Origin of the sequence: Anaerotalea alkaliphila (genome assembly GCF_010179735.1) — a bacterium.
Classification (GTDB): Bacteria; Bacillota; Clostridia; order Lachnospirales; family Vallitaleaceae; genus Anaerotalea; species Anaerotalea alkaliphila.
Genome location: NZ_JAAEEH010000020.1, coordinates 37,837 through 56,750, shown reverse-complemented (window position 1 = coordinate 56,750; position 18,914 = coordinate 37,837). Strand labels below are relative to the sequence as shown.

The 18,914-nt window shown below is 58.5% G+C and carries 16 protein-coding genes; all 16 read left to right on the top strand.

The window, feature by feature from the left end; translation table 11 throughout:
* Positions 1 to 180: 180 nt before the first annotated feature.
* The 16 genes from GXN74_RS08535 (at position 181) to GXN74_RS08460 (ending at position 18,822) form a co-directional block, all read left to right on the top strand.
* Positions 181 to 975 carry a 5-deoxy-glucuronate isomerase gene (locus GXN74_RS08535; RefSeq protein WP_162370509.1) on the top strand — a complete coding sequence of 265 codons (795 nt, stop codon included), beginning with the start codon at positions 181 to 183 and terminating at the stop codon, positions 973 to 975.
* A 51-nt stretch (positions 976 to 1,026) separates the two neighbouring features.
* Positions 1,027 to 1,926 carry a myo-inosose-2 dehydratase gene (iolE, locus tag GXN74_RS08530; RefSeq protein WP_162370508.1) on the top strand — a complete coding sequence of 300 codons (900 nt, stop codon included), beginning with the start codon at positions 1,027 to 1,029 and terminating at the stop codon, positions 1,924 to 1,926.
* A 259-nt stretch (positions 1,927 to 2,185) separates the two neighbouring features.
* Complete coding sequence (locus GXN74_RS08525) at positions 2,186 to 3,730, top strand: acyl-CoA carboxylase subunit beta (protein WP_425481844.1); 1,545 nt, start codon at positions 2,186 to 2,188, stop codon at positions 3,728 to 3,730.
* 84 nt (positions 3,731 to 3,814) lie between these two features.
* On the top strand, positions 3,815 to 4,888 hold the full coding sequence (locus GXN74_RS08520; protein WP_212505740.1) for a transaldolase family protein: 1,074 nt from the start codon (positions 3,815 to 3,817) through the stop codon (positions 4,886 to 4,888).
* A 21-nt stretch (positions 4,889 to 4,909) separates the two neighbouring features.
* Positions 4,910 to 6,850 (top strand): 3D-(3,5/4)-trihydroxycyclohexane-1,2-dione acylhydrolase (decyclizing), encoded by a 1,941-nt coding sequence (iolD, locus tag GXN74_RS08515; protein WP_162370506.1) that lies wholly within the window; start codon positions 4,910 to 4,912, stop codon positions 6,848 to 6,850.
* Positions 6,851 to 6,974: 124 nt separating this feature from the next.
* The gene (locus GXN74_RS08510) at positions 6,975 to 8,600 is read left to right on the top strand and encodes a glutamine--tRNA ligase/YqeY domain fusion protein (RefSeq protein ID WP_246208641.1); all 1,626 of its coding nucleotides are present in this window, start codon (positions 6,975 to 6,977) and stop codon (positions 8,598 to 8,600) included.
* 4 nt (positions 8,601 to 8,604) lie between these two features.
* On the top strand, positions 8,605 to 9,513 hold the full coding sequence (locus GXN74_RS08505; RefSeq protein ID WP_162370504.1) for a DNA-3-methyladenine glycosylase family protein: 909 nt from the start codon (positions 8,605 to 8,607) through the stop codon (positions 9,511 to 9,513).
* Positions 9,514 to 9,665: 152 nt separating this feature from the next.
* A complete protein-coding gene (gene groES / locus GXN74_RS08500; RefSeq protein WP_162370503.1) occupies positions 9,666 to 9,950 on the top strand; it encodes a co-chaperone GroES in 285 nt (94 codons plus the stop codon).
* 19 nt (positions 9,951 to 9,969) lie between these two features.
* Positions 9,970 to 11,595, top strand: coding sequence for a chaperonin GroEL (groL, locus tag GXN74_RS08495; protein ID WP_162370502.1), 1,626 nt, complete (start codon positions 9,970 to 9,972; stop codon positions 11,593 to 11,595).
* A gap of 188 nt (positions 11,596 to 11,783) precedes the next feature.
* Positions 11,784 to 13,244, top strand: coding sequence for an IMP dehydrogenase (gene guaB / locus GXN74_RS08490; RefSeq protein ID WP_162370501.1), 1,461 nt, complete (start codon positions 11,784 to 11,786; stop codon positions 13,242 to 13,244).
* 49 nt (positions 13,245 to 13,293) lie between these two features.
* Positions 13,294 to 13,815: a thermonuclease family protein gene (locus tag GXN74_RS08485; RefSeq protein ID WP_343032809.1), complete on the top strand. Its 522-nt coding sequence runs from the start codon at positions 13,294 to 13,296 to the stop codon at positions 13,813 to 13,815.
* Between the two features lie 16 nt (positions 13,816 to 13,831).
* Positions 13,832 to 14,548: a purine-nucleoside phosphorylase gene (gene deoD / locus GXN74_RS08480; protein ID WP_162370499.1), complete on the top strand. Its 717-nt coding sequence runs from the start codon at positions 13,832 to 13,834 to the stop codon at positions 14,546 to 14,548.
* A 37-nt stretch (positions 14,549 to 14,585) separates the two neighbouring features.
* Positions 14,586 to 15,530 (top strand): AEC family transporter, encoded by a 945-nt coding sequence (locus GXN74_RS08475; protein ID WP_162370498.1) that lies wholly within the window; start codon positions 14,586 to 14,588, stop codon positions 15,528 to 15,530.
* 118 nt (positions 15,531 to 15,648) lie between these two features.
* The gene (gene phoU, locus GXN74_RS08470) at positions 15,649 to 16,311 is read left to right on the top strand and encodes a phosphate signaling complex protein PhoU (RefSeq protein WP_162370497.1); all 663 of its coding nucleotides are present in this window, start codon (positions 15,649 to 15,651) and stop codon (positions 16,309 to 16,311) included.
* A 28-nt stretch (positions 16,312 to 16,339) separates the two neighbouring features.
* Positions 16,340 to 17,056: a winged helix-turn-helix domain-containing protein gene (locus GXN74_RS08465; protein WP_162370496.1), complete on the top strand. Its 717-nt coding sequence runs from the start codon at positions 16,340 to 16,342 to the stop codon at positions 17,054 to 17,056.
* Positions 17,057 to 17,067: 11 nt separating this feature from the next.
* Positions 17,068 to 18,822, top strand: a complete 1,755-nt coding sequence (locus GXN74_RS08460; RefSeq protein WP_162370495.1) for a HAMP domain-containing sensor histidine kinase — start codon at positions 17,068 to 17,070, stop codon at positions 18,820 to 18,822.
* Positions 18,823 to 18,914: the final 92 nt, after the last annotated feature.

Here is an 18,914-nt window from a genome sequence, read left to right as displayed (position 1 = left end):
CGGAACCTGGGGCGGGAACATCGCCTCCGAGAACATCACCTACAAGCATTTCATCAACGTGACCTGGGTCTCCTCGCCCATCACCCCCGTCATCCCTTCCGATGAAGAGCTGTTCGGCGATGTGATGAACAAGTAGTCGACCCGATAGGGAACCTGTCCACCCGACAAAGGAGGAACATAATGATCGTACATCAAAAAGGGGAATTTGCCGAGGGATACAACGCAATCACCGCATACGAAGGCCCCCACGCGGACATGCAGATGGACTTCGGCATCATCCGGCTGTCCGCCGGAACGGCCTACAGCAACAAGGAAGAAAAGGAAAGGGCATTCCTGCTGATCGAAGGGTCCGTGAAGCTGTCCTGGGACGGTAAGGAAGAGACCGTCACCAGGAACAGCTGCTTCGATGAGAATCCGATCTGCCTGCACGTGCCCAAGGGAATGGAAGTCCGGTTCACCGGCATGGCCGACAACACGGAAATCTGCTGCGAGGCCGTGCATAACGACAACGTGTTCGAGGCGAAGCTCTACACCCAGGACATGTGTGTCAGCGACATTTTCGGCAAGGACGAGTTGGGCAACACTTCCATCCGGACGGTGCGGACGGTGATCGACGATTCCATCGCCCCCTACTCCAACCTGGTCATCGGGGAAGTCATCAACCATCCGGGGAAATGGTCTTCCTACCCTCCCCACCACCATGTGCAGCCGGAAGTCTACCACTACCGTTTCCTTCCCGAGACAGGATTCGGCGTGAGCATCATCGGCGACCAGGCGGAAGTGATCCAGCACAAGAGCACAAGCTGTGTGCCGGGCAACCTGGTGCACCCCCAATGCAGCGCCCCGGGATATGCCATGTACTACATCTGGCTGATTCCCCACACCAAGGAGAAGCGCTGGCTGAAAGACCGCACATTCGACGAGAAGCACACCTGGATGCTCCAGCCGGACGCGAAAATCTGGGAACCCAAATAACAAGACAACAAGACAACTATTCCATAAACAAAGAAAAGGAAGGTAACGAATATGCTGGATCCTAACAAAGTGAAATTGGCCATTGCCCCCATCGCCTGGACAAATGATGACATGCCTGAATTGGGCAAAGAAAACACCTTCGAGCAGTGCGTCAGCGAAATGGCCCTTGCCGGATTCACAGGAAGCGAAGTGGGCGGAAAATACCCCACAGACCCCAAGGTGCTCAAAAAGGCCATCGACCTTAGGGGCATCCAGATCTGCAACGCATGGTGCTCCACCTTCTTCACCTCCCAGCCGGAAGAATACACCATCGAAGCCTTCATCAAGCAGCGGGACTTCCTGTATGAAGCCGGTGCACGCATGATCGGCTGCTCCGAGCAGGGCAACAGCATCCAGGGAACCACCAAATCGGTGTTCGACGAGAAGCCCGTCTACACGGAGGAGGAGTGGGTCAAGGTCACCCAGGGAATGAACAAGCTGGCGGACCTCGCCGCGGAAAAAGGCATGAAGCTGAGCTACCACCACCACATGGGAACCGGTGTCCAGACACCTGCGGAAATCGACAAGTTCCTGGAGATGACCAACGACAACGTGCTTCTGCTCTTTGACGCCGGCCACCTGGTCTATTCCGAAGGCAACCAGGAAGCGGCCGTGGCGGTCCTGAAGAAGCACATCGGCCGTGTGGGCCACGTGCATCTGAAGGATGTCCGGATGGAGAAGGTCAACGAAGTGAAGGCCAAGAAGCTCAGCTTCCTGGAAGGCGTGCGCATGGGCACATTCACAGTGCCTGGGGACGGGGACACCGATTTCACCCCCATCTTCGAAATACTGGAGCAAAACAACTATGAGGGATGGATGGTTGTGGAAGCCGAGCAGGATCCGGCCATCGCAAACCCCTTCGAGTACGCGTTGAAGGCAAGAGCCTACATCAAGGAAAAGACCGGACTGTAAACCGGAAACAGACAGCGGAAACACCATAGAATAGGAAAGTTTGTCCGGCCCGTTTGGATAAACTTTCCTAAATCTATGAAAGAAGTTGACAAAAAGGCCACAAACAAATACAATAAAAGAGACCTTATTTTGGTGAAGTCAACATCATCATGGTGCAAGGAATGAAAAGTGACACTATACAATGCGAAGCGGTTACTTCAGAAAAGACGTACGGCTGAAATAACTGCCAAATCAAACGGGAGGTATGTCAATGAGTGACATGAAGGTTAAAATCCAGGAACTGCAGCAGAAGAAGGCGCAGCTCCAACAGGGTGGTGGTCCAGAGAAGATCGCACGGCAGCACAAGGCCGGGAAATTGACGGCAAGGGAGCGGATCACCATGCTGCTGGACGAGGAGTCCTTTGTTGAAGTCGGCGCTTTCATGAAGCACAGGACCACGGATTTTGGACTGGACAAGACGGAAGCCCCTGGAGATGGAGTTGTTACAGGTTATGGTACCATCGAAGGAGCCCTGGTGTATTTGTTTGCACAGGACTTTACTGTGCTGGGAGGTTCGCTGGGTGAAGTGCATGCCCAAAAGATCTGCCAGGTCATGGACCTTGCCATGAAGATGGGAGCGCCGGTGATCGGACTCCTGGATTCCGGCGGAGCCAGAGTGCAGGAAGGGATCGATGCATTGTCCGGATTCGGGAACATCTTCTACAGGAACACGCTGGCATCCGGCGTCATTCCCCAGATTTCCGTCATCATGGGCCCCTGTGCCGGCGGTGCCGTGTATTCCCCCGCCATCACGGACTTCGTCTTCATGGTGGACCAAACAAGCCAGATGTTCATCACCGGACCCGATGTCATCAAGGCCGTGACGAACGAGGATGTGACCAAAGAGCAGCTGGGAGGGGCCTTGGCCCACAACAGCAAGAGCGGCGTGGCGCATTTCAGATACGGCAGCGAGGCGGATTGTCTCCAGGGTGTGCGCCGGTTGGTGCAGTACCTTCCAGCGAACAATGAGGACGGGGCGGTATTGACGGCGACCTCCGACGACCCGAACAGGAAGAGCGAATTGCTGGAAACCCTGGTTCCCGACAATCCGAACAAGGCCTACGACGTGAAAGACGTCATCAACGAAATCGTGGATTTGGGAAGCTTCTTTGAAGTCCATGCGGAATACGCCAAGAACATGGTGGTCGGATTCTCCAAGATGAATGGGGAAACCGTAGGCATCATCGCCAGCCAACCCAAGGTGCTGGCCGGTTCCCTGGATGTGAACGCCTCCGACAAGGCGGCCCGCTTCATCCGTTTCTGCGACGCGTTCCGGATCCCCATCCTCACCCTGACGGACGTGCCCGGCTACTTCCCGGGTGTGGCCCAGGAACACTCGGGCATCATCCGCCATGGGGCAAAGCTCCTCTTCGCCTATGCGGAAGCCACCGTGCCCAAGATCAACATCATCCTGCGCAAGGCCTATGGCGGCGCCTACATCGCCATGAGCAGCAAGCATCTGGGAGCGGACATGGTACTGGCATGGCCCACCGCGGAGATTGCGGTCATGGGAGCCCAGGGCGCGGCCAACATCATTTTCCGCAGGGACATCGAAAATGCGGAAAATCCCGAATCCATGCGGGCGGAAAAGATCCAGCAGTACCAGGAAAGCTTCGCGAACCCCTATGTGACGGCTGGCAGAGGCTATGTGGACAGCGTGATCGAACCCGCCATGACCAGACCTTATGTGATCGCATCCCTGGAGATGCTCCGCAGCAAATTCGAGAAACGGCCGAACAAGAAGCACGGCAACATCCCCCTCTAAAGGCATCTTAAGAACCAGCAAAATAGACAACCATCCACCCATCACGAAAGCTGATGCGCATGCATCAGGGAAAGAAGGTAAAGAATGTCCGATAAAACACCAAAACTCCTCGAAATGACACAAAAGACCATCACAGAATACTGGAACGACTCCTGCTCCCTGAAAGAGCTGACCTACGCCCTGGAAAAAGGAGCCGTAGGCGCCACAACCAATCCCGTCATCGTGAAGAGCGTTCTTGAATCCGAACTGGACAACTACGAAGAGCGGATCAGGGAACTGGTCGAAGAGATGCCCCATGCCACGGAAGACGACATCGCCTGGAAGCTGAACGAAGAAATGGCCATCACAGGCGCCAAAATGCTGCGGCCCCTTTTCGACGAGTCCAAAGGCCAGAAAGGCCGCATCTCCATCCAGACCAACACCAAATTCTGGCGCGACCCCCAAAGGCTGCTGGAGCAGACCCTGCACTTCCAGACCCTTTGCCCCAACATCCAGGTGAAAATGCCCACCACGAAGGCAGGCATCTGGGCCTATGAGGAAGCCACCTACCACGGCGTGAGCATCAACGCGACCGTCAGCTTCACCGTACCCCAGGCGATTGCAGTGGCGGAAGCCGTAGAGCGCGGACTGAAGCGCAGGGAAGCGGAAGGCAAGGACACCAGCGAAATGCGTCCTGTATGCACCATCATGGTCGGCCGTGTGGACGACTGGCTGCGCCAGGTCGCCGACAAGAAGCTGATCGCCATCGACCCCGAGTGCTACGACTGGGCGGGAGTGGCTGTCATGAAGAACGCCTACAAGATCTTCAAGGAAAAAGGATACCGCACCCAGCTGCTGGCGGCTGCCTACAGGAACCACTACCACTGGTCCCAGTTCATGGGCGGAGACGTGTCCCTGACCATCCCCCACAAATACCAGGTGCGTTTCAACAACTCCAACGTGGAAATCAAGAACTACATGGACGAGCCCGTGAAGGCGGAGTACCTCGAGCAGCTGAAGGCCAACTTCCCCGATTTCATCAAAGCCTACGAACCCGACGGCATGACAGTGGAAGAGTTCGACACCTACGGACCGGTCAACGCCACGCTGATGCAGTTCTCCAAAGGATATGACGACCTGATCAACATCATCCGCAAATTCATGATCATCATCAAATAATCGAGCATTGGAGGCCAAGGAATGAGTACAATTAGATTGACGGTAGCCCAGGCGCTGGTGAAGTTCCTGAACAACCAATACGTGGAAGTGGACGGAGTAGAGCAAAAATTCGTCAAGGGCATCTTCACCATTTTCGGGCATGGAAACGTGCTCGGCCTGGGACAGGCCCTGGAGCAGGACCCGGGAGACCTGATCGTGCACCAAGGCAGGAACGAGCAGGGCATGGCCCATGCCGCCATGGGATACGCCAAGCAGCTGAACAGGAAACAGATTTGCGCCTGCACCTCTTCTGTGGGACCCGGAGCGGCCAACATGGTCACAGCGGCCGCCACGGCCACAGCCAACAGGATTCCCGTCCTGTTCCTGCCCGGTGACGTATACGCCACCAGACAGCCTGACCCGGTGCTGCAGCAGATCGAGCAGTTCCACGACCTTTCCATCAGCACCAACGACGCCTTCCGGGCGGTCAGCAAATACTGGGACCGTGTCAGCAGGCCCGAGCAGCTGATGACCGCCATGATCCACGCCATGCGCGTGTTGACGGATCCGGCGGACACAGGCGCGGTCACCATCGCCCTTCCCCAGGACGTGCAAGGGGAAGCCTACGACTATCCCGAGTACTTCTTCAAGAAGCGTGTGCACAGGATCGAGCGCAGGATTCCCACGGAACCCATGATCCAGGATGCGGTTTCCCTGATCACAACGAAGAAGAAGCCCATGCTGATCTGCGGCGGCGGCGTGCGCTATGGGGAAGCGGCAGCGGAATTCCAAAGCTTCGCGGAAAAATTCAACATCCCCTTCGGCGAGACCCAAGCCGGCAAGAGCGCCATCGTTTGGGACCACGAGCTGAACCTGGGCGGCATCGGTGAGACGGGCTCCCTGGCGGCGAACACCATCGCCAAGGAAGTGGACCTGGTCATCGGCGTGGGCACCAGATACACCGACTTCACAACCTCCTCCAAGTGGATTTTCCAGAACCCCGAGGTGGAATTCGTGAACATCAACGTGGCTTCCTTCGACGCCTACAAGCTGGACGCCGTCAAGGTGGTGGCGGACGCCAAAGTGGCGCTGAAAGCCCTGGAAGAGGCCCTGGTGAAGGCCGGATACAAATCCGCCTACACCACGGAAATCGCCGAGGCAAGGAAAGCCTACATCGAAGAGATCGACCGCGTCTACAGCGTGGAATACACAGGCCCCGGTTTCGTACCTGAAATCGCGGACCATATCGACAGGGAAGCCGTTTTCGCCGAATTCCAGAAGATCACTGGCTCCTGCCTGACCCAGTCCAGGGTCCTGGGCGCCTTGAACGAATTCCTGGGTGAGAACGACATCATCGTCGGCGCATCCGGAAGCCTTCCCGGCGACCTGCAGAGGGCTTGGCGCCCCAAAGCACCCGGAAGCTACCATATGGAATACGGTTATTCCTGCATGGGCTACGAGGTCAGCGCCTCCCTGGGCGTGAAGATGGCGGAACCCGACAAGGAAGTCTACACCTTTGTGGGCGACGGCTCCTACATGATGCTCCATTCCGAGCTGCCCACCTCCATCCAGGAGAAGAAGAAGATCAATGTCATCCTTCTGGACAACATGACCTTCGGCTGCATCAACAACCTGCAGATGGAGCACGGTTCCGACAGCTTCGGCACGGAGTTCCGCTTCAGGAACGAAGAAACAGGCAAGCTGGACGGCGGATTCGTCCCCGTGGACTTCGCCATGAACGCGGCGGGCTACGGCTGCAAGACCTACACCGTAAGGACATTGGAAGAGCTGATGGCGGCGTTGGAAGACGCCAAGAAGCAGACCGTATCCACGCTGCTGGACATCAAGGTCCTTCCCAAGACCATGATCCACAAGTATTTCTCCTGGTGGCGCGTAGGTGTTGCGGAAGTGTCCGAGAGCGAAAAGATCCAGGGTGTCTACGACAACCTGGTGAAAAACATCGACAAGGCAAGAAAATACTAATAGACAGGCAGGCGGCGGGACTTTCGGGTCCCGCCGCTTTTCTGTCCAAGACCTTGCGCAAACGGCGGATCCTGTGTTAAAATGGTGGTTAATGTATAGCGGTAGAAGCTGCAAGGAGGATGCAATGGAAAGCAAGAACTTTATCGAACACATCATTGACGCGGATCTGGCCAAGGGAACCTGCAAGGAAGTGGTCACCCGTTTCCCGCCGGAACCAAACGGATTTCTGCATATAGGCCATGCCAAGGCGATCACCACCAATGCGGTGATTGCGGAGAAGTACAACGGAAAGTTCAACCTGCGCTTCGACGATACGGACCCTTCCAAGGAGAAGAGCGAATATGTGGAAGCCATCAAGGAGGATGTGGCATGGCTGGGAGCCGATTATGACGGACGGGTCTATTATGCCTCCGGCTACTTCGACCAGCTCTACGAGAAGGCGCTGGAACTGATCAGAAGAGGCAAGGCGTTCGTCTGCGACCTGAACGCCGAAGAGATGCGGGAGTACAGGGGGACCTTGACGGAGCCGGGGAAGGAAAGCCCCTACCGCCAGCGGAGCATCGAGGAGAACCTGGACCTCTTCCAGCGGATGAAGGACGGGGAATTCCCGGACGGCGCCAAGGTGCTTCGGGCCAAGATCGACATGGCCTCCCCCAACATGAACATGCGGGATCCGGCCATCTACAGGATCGCCCATCTCCACCATTACGCCACAGGGGACAAGTGGTGCGTGTATCCCCTGTACGACTTCGCCCACCCCATCGAGGACGCCCTGGAAGGGGTGACCCACTCCCTCTGCGGACTGGAGTTCGAAGACCACAGGCCCCTCTACAACTGGGTGCTGGAGGCCCTGGAATGGCCCAATCCCCCCAAGCAGATCGAGTTCGCGGAGCTGGACCTCTCCAACACCATCCTGGGCAAGCGGAGGATCCGCCCCCTGGTGGAATCCGGCATCATCGACGGATGGGACGACCCCCGGCTGGCCACCATCAAGGGCCTGCGCAGGAGGGGCTACACCAAGGAAGCCATCCGCGGCTTCTTCGGCATGATCGGACTCTCCAAAAGCAAGAGCAGGGTGGACATCGCCATGCTGGAGCATGCCCTACGGGAAGACCTGAAGATGAAGGTCCCCCGGATCATGGTGGTGTCCAATCCGTTGAAGGTGGTCGTCACCAACTGGGAAGAGGACCGGGTGGAGTACCTGGAGTCCCCCAAGAACCTGGAGAACGAGGACTTGGGCACCCGTCTGGTCCCCTTCACCAGGGAAATCTACATCGACCGGGAGGATTTCATGGAGGTGCCGGAGAAGAAGTACAAGCGCCTGTCCCCCGGCGTGGAGGTCCGGCTGATGAACGCCTATTTCGTCACCTGCAACGAGGTGGTGAAGGACGCTGACGGCCAGGTGGTGGAGCTGCGCTGCACCTACGACCCCGCCACCCGGAGCGGATCCGGATTCAAGGAAAGGAAGCCCAAGGGGACCATCCACTGGGTTTCCGCAACCCTGCACAAGGAAGCGGAGCTCCGCCTGTTCGGCCATCTTTTCCTTGAGGACGGGAACGGCGAGCCCCAATACAACGAGAAATCAAAGGTCGTGATTCCACGGGCGTATGTGGAAATGGCGGTTGAAGACGCCCAGCCGGAGGACAAATTCCAGTTTGTCAGGAACGGCTACTTCTGCGTGGACAACAAGGACTCCACGCCGGAGCGTCTTGTCTTCAACCTGGCGGTTTCCCTGAAAAGCTCCTATTAGGACCATGGAGCACGACTTCGCGTCTGGAAATCCCCTGTCCATCCCCATGGATCCAGGGGATTTTTCACTGGAACGGACACTGGAGACGGGACAAAGTTTCCGGCACCGGAAGCTGGGTGCGGGCCACTACCTGGTCCAGGCTTCCGGACGGGTGCTGGAGTTGCGCCAGGAGGGGGGGAGGCTTTCTGCCTGGTGCGCCCCGGAGGAATGGGAGGCGCTCTGGAAAGGGTATTTCGACCTGGACCGGGACTACGCTTCCCTGCAGAGACGCCTTTCGGACAAGGATGAACACCTCCGCCGGGCCATCGGGGAAAACCGGGGGCTGCGCCTCCTGCGGCAGGAACCCTGGGAGATGCTTGTGACCTTCATCCTTTCCCAGAACAACCACATCCCCAGGATCAAGGGGCTGGTGGAGACCCTCTGCAGGACCTACGGGAAGCCCTTGGAATGGAGGGGGGAGACCTGCTGGACCTTTCCAAAGGCGAAGGCCCTGGCGTCCGCCACCGAGGAGGAGCTTCGGGAGCTGCGCCTGGGCTTCCGCGCCCCCTATGTGCTGGACGCCGCCAGGAAGGTCCATGCCGGAGAGGTGGACCTTGAAGGTGTGGCCTTCCTGGAGGACCGGGAGGCCCTGGAGGCCCTCCGGCGGATCAAAGGGGTGGGGAGGAAGGTGGGCGATTGCGTCCTCCTTTTCGGCTATGGTAGATGGACGGTATTTCCGGCGGACGTATGGGTCGCCCGGGTCATGGAGCACTGCTATGGGGAGGCGGTAGCCCGGGAAGGGCTGCAGGCCTTCGCCGCCCGCTATTTTGGGGGAGAAGGGGGCTATGGGCAGCAGGTGCTGTTCGAGTATGCCCGGACCCACAAGATAGGAATAGAAAAAAAGAGAAAAATAGAGAAAAACAAAGAATTATGAAGTTATTTGTTGATAAAAGCCCTGCATCGCGCATTTACACATGGAGCAGGGAGTTGCATTTTGTCCGACTTCTTATTAATATAGGAGATGGAATTAGCACTCGACAGATATGAGTGCTAACAACATAAAAACAGAACAGGAGGAAAGTTTATATGAAGTTAGTGCCATTAGGAGACAGAGTGGTGATCAAGCAGCTGGAAGCGGAAGAAATGACCAAATCGGGCATCGTATTGCCTGGACAGGCCAAGGAGAAGCCACAAGAGGCGGAAGTGGTTGCGGTCGGTCCCGGAGGCATGGTGGACGGCAAGGAAGTGGCCATGCAGGTGAAGCCCGGCGACAAGATCATCTATTCCAAATACGCAGGCACGGAAGTGAAACTGGAAGGCGAAATGTACATCATCGTGAAGCAAGGCGACATCCTTGCCATCGTAGAATAGAGAGCAGGAGGAGATACCAATGGCAAAAGAGATCAAGTACGGAGCAGAAGCAAGGGCGGCGTTGGAAGCCGGCGTGAACCATCTGGCGGACACCGTGAAGGTGACCTTGGGACCCAAGGGAAGGAACGTGATCCTGGACAAGAAATTCGGTGCCCCCCTCATCACCAACGACGGTGTGACCATCGCGAAGGAAATCGAGCTGGATGACCCCTTCGAGAACATGGGAGCCCAGATTGTGAAGGAAGTGGCCACCAAGACCAACGACGTGGCAGGCGACGGAACCACAACCGCGACGGTGCTGGCACAGGCCATGATCGTGGAAGGCATGAAGAACGTGGCTGCAGGCGCCAACCCCATCATCCTCCGCAGGGGAATGAAGAAGGCCACGGATGTGGCGGTGCAGTCCGTGCAGCAGCAGAGCAGCAAGCTCCAGGGCAAGGACCAGGTGGCCAAGGTCGCGGCTATTTCCGCCGGAGACGACGAGGTGGGCAATCTGATTGCGGATGCCATGGAGAAGGTCTCCAACGACGGCGTCATCACCATCGAGGAGTCCAAGACCATGAACACGGAACTGGAACTGGTGGAAGGCATGCAGTTCGACAGGGGTTACCTGTCCGCCTACATGGCCACCGACATGGACAAGATGGAGGCCCTGCTGGACAACCCTTACATCCTGATCACAGACAAGAAGATCAGCAACATCCAGGAGTTGCTTCCCGTTCTGGAGCAGATCGTGCAGGCCAGCGGCAAGCTGCTGATCATCGCTGAAGATGTGGAAGGGGAAGCCTTGGCGACCCTAGTGGTCAACAAGCTCCGCGGCACCTTCAACTGTGTGGCGGTGAAGGCTCCCGGATTCGGGGACCGTAGGAAAGCCATGCTGGAGGACATCGCCAAGCTGACCGGCGGACAGGTGGTCTCCGAAGAGCTTGGACTGGAACTGAAGGAAGCCACCCTGGACATGCTGGGGCGCGCCAAATCCGTCAAGGTCCAGAAGGAAAACACCATCATCGTGGACGGCATGGGAGACAAGGCCGACATCGAGGGCAGGATCGGACAGATCAAGAAGCAGATCGAGGAAACGACCTCCGATTTCGACCGGGAGAAGCTCCAGGAGCGTCTTGCCAAGCTTTCCGGCGGCGTAGCCGTCATCAAGGTGGGCGCGGCCACAGAAACCGAAATGCAGGAGAAGAAACTGCGCATGGAAGACGCCCTGGCGGCAACCCGCGCAGCGGTGGAAGAAGGCATCGTGGCCGGAGGCGGTACCGCATACATCCACGCCATGAAGGAAGTGGATGCCCTGGTGGAGACACTGGAAGGGGATGAAAAGACAGGCGCCAGAATCATCCTGAAGGCCCTGGAGGAACCCCTCCGCCAGATTGCGACCAATGCGGGACTGGAAGGTTCCGTCATCGTGAACAAGGTGAAGGAGAATGCCGAAGGCTTCGGATTCAACGCCTTGACGGAAAGATATGTGGAAATGATCGCCGAAGGCATCATCGACCCCGCCAAAGTTACCCGTTCCGCACTGCAGAACGCGAACTCGGTGGCCTCCACCCTGCTGACTACGGAATCCGTGGTCGCGGACGTGAAGAAGGACGAACCGGCGATGCCCATGGGCGGCGCCGGCGGCATGGGAATGATGTAAGAAGGACATACAGGGCACAACCAGGGGGAAAGCCCCCGGACCTTTTGGAAAAAGAGGTTCCGGGGGCTTTCCCCCTGCAGTTTGCCGTCCCGCCGGTATTGACAAACCGGGGCTTTTTTGCTAAAGTCTTAATCACTATAACCCTTTATCAACCGAACAGACCGTATGGAATTGAAAGAGAGGCTGCTATGCAGAAAATCATTAAAGAAGGCATAACTTTCGACGACGTGTTGCTGGTCCCGGCCCGCTCAGCCGTCTTGCCGAAAGAGGTGGACCTGTCCACCTGGCTGACCAAGGAAATAAGGCTCAACATCCCTCTGATGAGCGCAGGCATGGATACGGTGACGGAGTCCAGAATGGCCATTTCCATGGCACGCCAGGGAGGCATCGGCATCATCCACAAGAATATGCCCATAGAACAGCAGGCGACGGAAGTGGACAAGGTCAAGCGCTCCGAGAACGGCGTCATCACCGACCCCTTCTATCTGCATCCGGAGCATTATGTACATGAGGCAAACGCCCTCATGGCCAAATACCGGATCTCCGGGGTGCCCATCACCGAGGAAGGCAGCAAGAAGCTGGTGGGCATCCTGACCAACCGGGACCTTCGGTTCGAAACGGATTTCAACAAGCGCATCCGGGAAGTGATGACGGCGGAGAACCTGATCACGGGCCCCATCGGAACGACCCTGGAGGAAGCAAAGCAGCTCATGGGCAAGCACAGGATCGAGAAGCTGCCGCTGGTGGACCAGGAAGGGAACCTCTCCGGCCTGATCACCATCAAGGACATCGAAAAGGCCATCCGGTATCCGGAATCCGCCAAGGACAGTCAAGGCCGCCTGCGCGTTGGCGCCGCCGTCGGAGTGTCCAAGGACCTGATGGACCGTGTGGGGGCCCTGGTCCGTTCCAAAGTGGACGTGATCGTCATCGATACGGCCCACGGCCACTCGGAAGGGGTGCTGAAGGCCGTACGGGACGTGAAGGCGGCCCACCCCACCCTCCAGGTCATCGCCGGCAACATAGCCACCGCACAGGCCACCAGAGACCTGATCGAAGCCGGTGTGGATGCGGTCAAGGTGGGCATCGGCCCCGGATCCATCTGCACCACCCGTGTGGTCGCCGGTGTGGGGGTTCCCCAGATCACCGCCATCAACGACTGCGCGGAGGCGGCGAAGCCCTACGGCATCCCGATCATCGCGGACGGAGGCATCAAGTACAGCGGCGACATCGTCAAGGCGCTGGCCGCCGGCGGAAGCGTCTGCATGCTGGGAAGCCTCTTTGCAGGCTGCGAGGAAAGCCCCGGCGAGACGGAACTCTACCAGGGCAGGAAATACAAGGTCTACCGGGGCATGGGTTCCATCGGTGCCATGGAGAAGGGGAGCAAGGACCGGTACTTCCAGGACGACGCCAAAAAGCTTGTGCCGGAAGGCGTGGAAGGCCGTGTGGCCTACAAGGGTTCCGCGGAAGACACCGTATTCCAGCTGATCGGCGGCCTCCGTTCCGGCATGGGATACTGCGGAGCCCCCAACCTGCAGGAGCTGACGGACAAGGCGGAATTCATCAAGATCACCGCGGCGTCCCTGAAGGAAAGCCATCCCCATGACATCCAGATCACCAAGGAGGCCCCCAACTATAGCTCCAGCAACTGATCATAGGAAAGGGAAAAAACTGCTGTCAGCCATAACAGCAGTTTTTCTCGTGCTCGGCGTTTTTTATGGAGGCCAGGCCAGCGGCCTCCATAGGGAGCTGCTGGCCGCCCTGCTGGGCATGGAGGCCGCCTATGGCCCCCTGGAGACGGGGGTCGTGGCCAGGGTCGTGGATGGGGATACGATCCTGGTGCGCCTGGGGGGCGGGGAAGAGGTGCGGGTCCGGCTGATCGGCGTGGATACCCCCGAATCGGTGGGACGGTACGCGTCGGATCCGGAGCCTTATGGGAAGGAGGCCGCCGCCTTCACCAGGGAGCGCCTGGAAGGCAGGGTGGTGCACCTGGAGAAGGACGTGAGCGACACGGACAGGTACGGGCGCCTGCTGCGCTATGTATGGACCGGAAAGCCGGAGTCCGGGGATTGGGAAGAGGACATGTTCAACGCCGTCCTTGTCAAGGAGGGGTATGCAAGGGTGGCGACCTTCCCTCCGGATGTGAAGATGGCGGACCGGTTCCTGGAATTGGAGAGGACCGCGAGGAAAGGGGACAAAGGCCTATGGGCATTTGAGCCATGAGAAGGAGGAGAAGAGGATGATACCCACACCGCATATCGAAGTCAAGGAGCAAGGAGTCATCGCCAGCACCGTGTTGATGCCGGGGGACCCCCTGCGCGCCAAGTTCATCGCAGAGAATTACCTGGAGGATGCCGTCCAGTTCAACCAGGTCCGGGGAATGTACGGCTACACAGGTACCTGGAAGGGCAAAAGGGTTTCCGTCATGGGGTCCGGCATGGGGATGCCCAGCATCGGGATCTATTCCTACGAGCTGTTCGCCTTCTACCAGGTGGAGAACATCATCCGGGTGGGCTCCTGCGGGGCCTATGCCCCGGAACTGAAGCTCTACGACGTTCTGCTGGCCACCGAGGCCTGGTCGGAATCCACCTACGCCAAGGTCCAGGGAGGGGTTGAGGGGCAGGTCCTGCCCGCCAGCGAAGCCCTGAACAAGAAGCTGGTCCAGGCCGCCGAAGGGCTGGGGATTCCCCTGCGCACCGGAAGGATCCATTCCTCTGACGTGTTCTACCGGCAGGACCACGAGGCCTTCAAGGACATCCGGGACAAGGAGGGCTGCATCGCGGTGGAGATGGAAAGCTTCGCCCTCTTCGCCAACGCCAGGATATTGGGCAAGAAAGCCAGCTGCATCCTGACGGTCTCCGATTCCCTTGCCACCCGGGAGGCCACCACCAGCGGGGAGCGGCAGCGCTCGTTCACAAAGATGATGGACGTAGCCCTCCAGGGGGCGGTCCTCTAGAGGACCGCAATGAGGAGAGAGGAAGAGGAGAGTATAAATGAATGAGCTCATCGTAAAAACAATGCCCATCTTTCTATTCATAGGGATGGGCTATTTTTTCAAGACAACGCAGTTCCTGACCTCGGAGCAGATGGGGGCCCTGAAGAAGCTGGTGGTGAACATGGTCCTGCCGGCCGTCCTCTTCCTGACCTTCCTGCGGATGGAAATCGGCCTCCAGGTGCTGGGGGCCACCCTGGGGATCATCCTCATGTGCTCCATCTTCATGGGGCTGGGCTATCTGCTGAACCTCACCGGACTGCTGAAGAACCCCACCGTCCCCTTCATGATGACCTCCTTCGCCTTCGGTTTCCTGGGCATCGCCCTCTTCGCCACCGTGTTCGGGGAGGAGAACCTCCAGTACATCGCCCTCCTGGGGATTGGCCACGAGCTTTTCGTCTGGACCCTCTATGTCCTGTTCATGAAGGTCCGCCTGGGGGAGGAAAGGGTGACCGCCGCATTCCTGATGGCGTTCCTCCGCTCCCCCATCATCCTGGGGGTGGTGCTGGGGATCCTCCTGAATGTGGCCGGCCTGTACGGACCCCTCCAGGCAAGCCTGTGGGGCCAGGGGATCCTTTCCACCATACAGATGGTCACCGCCCTTTCCAGTCCCCTGATCTTCTTGATCGTGGGGCACGGAATTGCCTTCGACAGGAAATACATCCTCCAAAGCTTCTGGTACACCGTCCTCCGGTACCTGCTGATCTTCTCCGCAGGCTACCTCTTCAAGTTCCTGGTGCTGGACCGTTTCCTGGAGCAAAGCCAGCTGATGGACTACGCGTTCTTCGTCTTCCTGCTGCTGCCCCCGCCGGTCTCCCTGCCCATCCTGATCGCCAGCTATAGCAAGAAACAGGAGCATGTGGACCTGACCAACAACATGGTGGTCTTCAGCACCATCGCCAGCCTGCTGCTCTTCATGGGCTTCGTCGTCTGGAAAGGCATCTGAACACTTTACAGGAACTTTACAATGCAATCACGTGGCTTTTACCTCGGAATGGTAGAATATGCTGATTCGAAGAAGCCCGCCATCCGGGACGGGAACCATACAAACACAGGAGGAGCATATGCCCATACGTTATGAATTCGACAAGGAACTGAACACCCTGCACAAGGACCTGGTGAAGATGGGGGCCCTGATCGAAAAGTCCATCGACGACACCATGGAGGCCCTGCGGAAGAACAACCTGCCATTGGCCGCAGAGGTCATGGAAAGGGACGACGAGATCGACCGGATGGAGATGGAGATTGAAAAGGAGTGCTTCACCATCGTGGCCAGGCAGCAGCCCATCGCCACCGACCTGCGGGACGTGGCATCCATATTGAAGATTGTCACGGACCTGGAGCGGATTGGTGACCATTGTGAGGACATCTGCTCCTACATCGTGAAGAACAGCGAAATCGGGTACGTGAAACCCCTCCCCCCGATCTTCCTGATGGCGGAAAAGGTGAAGAGGATGATCCGGGACACCATCGACGCCTTCATCCGGAAGGACGAGGTCCTGGCGGCAGAGGTCTGCGAAAGGGACGACGAGGTGGACGAATTCTTCCGCAGCATCGTGGACGACCTGGTGGAGGCCATCGAACAGGACCCCACCAAGACAAGACAGAACATCTACTACATCTTCATCACAAAGTATCTGGAACGGATGGCGGACCATTCCACCAACATCGCGGAATGGGTCCTGTATTTCGTCAGCGGTGAGCGCACCAAGCCCCAATCGAAATAACTGCAGGCACAGGAAGGAGGGGACCTGTTTGGCCCAATTGAGAATCTTGACCATTGACGACGAAGAGCATATCCTGGAGCTCCTCCGCTATACCCTGGAGAAGAACGGGGACCTGGTCTTTCAGGCCTTGGACGGGGAAAAAGGGCTGGAGATCCTGGATAGGGAAGCGGTGGACCTGGTGCTCCTGGACCTGATGCTGCCCGGCATGGACGGGCTGGAGGTCCTCCGCAGGATCCGCAGCCACCCCCGCCACGGGAACGTGCCGGTCATCATGCTGACGGCCAGGAACGAGGAAATCGACACGGTCCTGGGGCTGGAGATGGGAGCTGACGACTACATGGGCAAGCCCTTCGGGGCAAGGGAGCTCCAGGCCAGGATCAAGACGGTCCTGCGCCGGACCCAGCCCCAGGAGCCGAAGGAACAGGAGAAGGAACCGGGAGAGAAGGAAACGGTGGCAGCCTACAAGGACCTGCGCATGGACAGGGAGAAAAGGGAGGTCCTCCTCCGAGGGGAGCTGCTGGAGCTGCCCCTGAAGGAGTTCGAGCTCCTTTTCCTGCTGCTGAAGAACCGGGGGAGGGTCTTCGACCGGGAGCAGTTGCTGGAGAAGATCTGGGGCTATGAATACTATGGGGAAACCAGGACGGTGGATGTCCACATCCGGAACCTGCGCAAGAAGATCGAATTGGACGACGCACATCCCGAATACATCAGGACCGTCCGGGGCGTGGGGTACAAGATCGGCTGAGGGAGGACCACATGCGTAAAAAACTGCTTGCCTTGCAAATCGGTGTGGTAGCCCTGGCGCTGCTCATCGCGGCCCTCTTTTCCTGGAGGAGCCTCTACGCGGACCTCCAGACGCGGACCGCCAACGAGACCAGGACCCAGATGACCCTGGTCCAGGGGATCCTGCGGGAGGCCGGGATGGACAGCCCCGAAGAGTACCTGTCCCTGGTGGAGAACTACGGAAGCAAGATCAATTCCAGGATCACCATCATGGACCCGGAAGGGACCGTGCTGGCGGACACCCATATGGACTACGAAAAGATGGAGAACCACCGGTGGAGGGAGGAGGTGGCCGCCGCCCTCCAGGGCAGCGAGAGGACGGCCCTCCGCTACAGCGCCACCCTGCAGGAGTACTACTATTACTTCGCCGCTCCCCTGGAGATGGGGGAAGGAACAGGGGTCCTGCGCATCTCTGTTCCCATGCTGCAGGTCCGGGGACTGGTCTGGGACCTGCTCAACGGGGTGCTCCTGGGAATCGGCGTGGGAGGTGCCGTGGCCATGGCCACCGCCTGGGTCTTCACCCGCAGGTTCATGGAACCGGTGGAGGAGCTCACGGACACGGCCCTGTCCATCACCCAGGGGAACTACGACGAGAAGATCCGGATCCGCCGGACGGATGAGATCGGGGTCCTGGTGGACGCCTTCAACCAGATGACCTATACCTTGAACAAGAACCGCTGGCAGCTGGAGGAGAGGAACGCGGAACTCCAGTCCGTGCTGTCCAGCATGGAGACGGGGATGGCGGCCATCGGCGGCGACTACCGGTTCATCCTGCACAACCAGAACTTCCTGCGCCTCCTGGGGCTGGAGGAGACGGACGTCACGGGGCAGGAGTTCTACGCCGCCATCCGGAACACGGACCTGTTCTCCCTGGTGGAGGACGCCCTGGACAAGGAAGACTACCGGAACATGGAAATCACCATGAAAAGCGGCGGACCGGATCGGATCCTGCGGCTAACGGCCAACCCCATCCGGACGACGACCCAGGGGCCCTACCCCTACGGCGTGCTGGTCATGGTGGAGGACGTGACCCAGATCCGGAAGCTGGAGAACATCCGGAGGGATTTCGTCTCCAATGTGACCCATGAGCTGCGGACACCGCTGACCTCCATCCAGGGGTTCGTGGAAGCCCTCCGGGAGGGGGCCATGGAAGACCCAGCCACCGCCCGACGGTTCCTGGAGATCATCGAGATCGAGGCCGAGAGGCTGAACACCCTCATCGCCGACATCCTTTCCCTGGGGGAGATCGAGACCATGGGGAGGGAGAAGGTCCTGCGGATCATCCCCGTGGAGGAAGTGGCCAGGGAGGTGATGGACCTCCTGGAACAGAAGGCGGAAGACAAGGGGATCGAGCTGGTGCTGGAAGTGCAGGAGGGGGTGCGGCCCTATCCCTGCAATCCGGACCGGATCAAGCAGCTCCTGATCAACCTGGTGGACAACGGCATCAAGTACACGGAGCAGGGGCGGGTGACCCTCCGGTTGAAGGAAGGCTTCAAGGCCCTGCGGATCGAGGTGGAGGATACGGGCATCGGCATCGGGGAAGAGCACCTCCCCCGGCTCTTCGAAAGGTTCTACCGGGTGGACCGGGGGCGCTCCAGGAACATGGGGGGCACGGGGCTGGGGCTTTCCATCGTGAAGCACATCGCGGAACTCTACAAGGGAAGCGTCCGGGTGGAGTCCACCCCCGGCAAGGGGACCACCTTCAAGGTGAAGCTGCCCCGCTCCTGACCGGAAGGGGCCCGGGAAGGGCGGCAACCGCTTGACAAAGACCTCCAATAGTAGTATAACTATTCCTAAATGGAAATTTGTGAAAAGGCCGC